Below are 1,680 nucleotides of genomic sequence, written 5' to 3' on the forward strand. Positions count from 1 at the left end.
TGCCCGGTAACAGGGGCACGCCCCTGTTACCGGGCACTCTCAGCGGAGTGTTGTTTCGCCGTACGCGAACGCGCGCAGCTCCTCGACCTTCGAGACCACGATCGTCCGCCCCCTGTTGCTGATCATTCCCTGGGAACGGAAGGCGCTGAGGTCCCGGCCGACCGACTCGCGTGACGCGCCGATCGCAGCCGCGAGGTCATGGTGGGTCGGTCGCAGCGTGATCGCCACACCGCCGTCGGGCTGGGTCTGCCCGTACCGCTGCGCAAGCTCCAGGAGGTGGCGGGCCAGCCGGACGGCGGTCGGATAGGCACCCAGCTCCGAGCGCCGGCGGTCGGACTCCCGCAGCCGCTGGGCGATCGAGCCCACCATGACACGCGCCACCTCGGGATGATCATCTACAAAGGCCCTGAAGGTCTCAGCGGACACCACCCCGACCTCGACGTCCTCCAGCGCCACCACCGACGCCGAGCGGGTCTCGCCGTCGATGACCGCCATTTCGCCGATCAGGTCACCGGGGCCACGGTGAGCAAGCAGCGTCTCGTAGCCACTTTCAGTGACGGTCACAATCTTCACCCGCCCCGATCGAATCATCATTGTCAGGTCGGCGCGATCGCCTTCCCGCAACAGGATGTCACCATTTCGATACATTCTGATCGTCCCGAGTGCTTCAAAAGCCGAGCGGTCACCTGGACTCATCCGGCCACGCTCGCTATGGCCACGCTCGCCATAGCCACTGTCACCTGCGGACACGTGTTCCCCTCCATCACGTGACTGGTGGCGCAGAGTACCCCTTTTGCTGCGCCACAAGGATGCGTCGGGTAGCCACCACCACGGTCCGCTCCCACGTGATGGCGGAAATCGACCATTCTCCCTCGCGCAACGGCAGGCGCGACGTAGGGTCACGTCATCGGTGTATATGCCCATAAGGGGGAATACAGGCGATGCGAAGACTGGGTTCTCGGTACGTCCTGCACGAACCGCTGGGACGGGGCGCCGGCGGCGAGGTGTGGCGGGGTGAGCGACTCGACGACGGCACCGGTGACCAGGGGCCGGTCGCAGTCAAGGTGCTACGCCCCGAGCTGGCCGAGGACCCGGCCTTCATCGACCGCTTTCTGCGCGAACGCAGGGTGCTGTTGGCTCTGGACGACCCGCACCTGGTGAAGGTCCGCGACGTCGTGGCCGAGGGCGGCACCTTCGCGATCGTGATGGACCTCGTCGACGGTGGGGACCTGCGCGGCTACCTGCGCGAGCGCGGTCGGCTCCCGCAGGCGCAAGCGGTCGATCTGATTGCGCAGGTCCTGTCGGCCCTGGCGGTGGCACACCGGGCCGGTGTCGTCCACCAGGACGTCAAGCCCGCGAACATTCTCCTCGACACGACCGGCCGGGATACCCCCTGGGCGATGCTGACCGACTTCGGGATCGCCGGGCTCACCCAGGGACGGTCGGCGGCCGGGCTCAGCGTGACGATCGGCACGCCCATGTACATGGCGCCGGAACTCGCCACCGACAGGCCGGCGGGGCCCGCCGCGGACCTCTACAGTGCCGGCGTCGTCCTGTACGAACTGCTCGCCGGCCGGCCCCCGTTTGCCGCGCCGAACCCGATCGCCATGATCCGGGCGCACGCGTTCGACCCTCCGCCACCGATCGAGGGTCTCGCCGAGCCGCTGTGGGATGCGCTGC

Annotated in this window: 2 protein-coding genes; one reads left to right on the forward strand and one right to left on the reverse strand. The window is 68.0% G+C overall.

The features are described 5' to 3' along the window. Nucleotides 1-39 precede the first annotated feature (39 nt). Entirely contained in the window at nt 40-696 is a 657-nt protein-coding gene (locus U9980_RS23075; RefSeq protein WP_322769862.1) for a Crp/Fnr family transcriptional regulator, read from the reverse strand. A 245-nt stretch (nt 697-941) separates the two neighbouring features. On the opposite strand from U9980_RS23075, the gene U9980_RS23080 reads away from it, so the two are divergent. Further along, on the forward strand, nt 942-1,680 hold a 739-nt coding region (locus U9980_RS23080; RefSeq protein WP_322769863.1), incomplete at its 3' end, for a serine/threonine-protein kinase.

The organism is Protofrankia sp. Cr1 (assembly GCF_963555865.1).
GTDB lineage: Bacteria > Actinomycetota > Actinomycetes > Frankiales > Frankiaceae > Protofrankia.

What these genes read in the sequence shown, in the direction of transcription:
- U9980_RS23075 (WP_322769862.1), bottom strand. Translation starts at nt 696, where the DNA reads ATGAGTCCAGGTGACCGCTCGGCTTTTGAAGCACTCGGGACGATCAGA.